The sequence below is a fragment of the Collinsella sp. 4_8_47FAA genome, from assembly GCF_000763055.1.
Taxonomy (GTDB): domain Bacteria; phylum Actinomycetota; class Coriobacteriia; order Coriobacteriales; family Coriobacteriaceae; genus Collinsella.
Genome location: NZ_KN214161.1, coordinates 1 through 736 on the forward strand (window position 1 = coordinate 1; position 736 = coordinate 736).

Below are 736 nucleotides of genomic sequence, written 5' to 3' on the forward strand. Positions count from 1 at the left end.
ACACCGCGTCCGCCGCCGACCTCGTGTTCGAGGCCGGCGAGTTCTCGAGGTTCGGGAATGCCCGCTCGTTCGCGGCGTGGGTCGGCCTGACGCCCTCCGAGCACTCCAGCGGGGAGAGCGACCGCAGGGGCGCGATCACCAAGGCCGGCAACAAGCACCTGAGGAAGACGCTGGTCGAGGCCGCGTGGCACTACCTGACGTGCTCGGGGCGGCCGAAGGGCCTCGCCAGGGGCCAGGCCCCGGACCGGGTCGCCCGCAGGCATGCCGCCAAGGGCGTGCGGAGGCTGGTCGAGAGGCGGGAGGCGCTGCTCGCGCGCGGGGTCCACGGCAACAAGGCGAACGTGGCCACGGCGCGCGAGCTCGCCTGCTGGGTGTGGGCGGTCGGCCTCATGGCCGAGGAGGCGTAGGGGGCGGTCCCCCGCACATAAGCCAGTCACCCCGGAAGCGGTTCGATCCGAAGCCGTTGAGGCGAACCTCAGGTCCCTTTTCTGCGAGCGCCCAGGGCGCCACACGCGTGCACAGACTGTCGGTTCGACGTAGAAGCCTCAGCCGTAGCAACGGATTGCCCAGCGAGAGATCGCCGCGGGCGGATATTAAACTGCAAAGACGAGCGTCGGTAAGACACGCCGAGGTCGCCGCGGACGGGCTGATATAGGGAGAGGGCCTGACCCCATATCGTTGGGGCCAGGCCCGATTTTGCCTCTTGACAATGTCCTGCTCATATTAAAAGGAACGT

1 protein-coding gene is annotated in these 736 nt (G+C 68.2%); it reads left to right on the plus strand.

All coding sequences use genetic code 11. From position 1 onward, the window contains the following. On the plus strand, window positions 1-407 hold a 407-nt coding region (locus HMPREF9463_RS10250), incomplete at its 5' end, for an IS110 family transposase (RefSeq protein WP_035139006.1). Window positions 408-736: the final 329 nt, after the last annotated feature.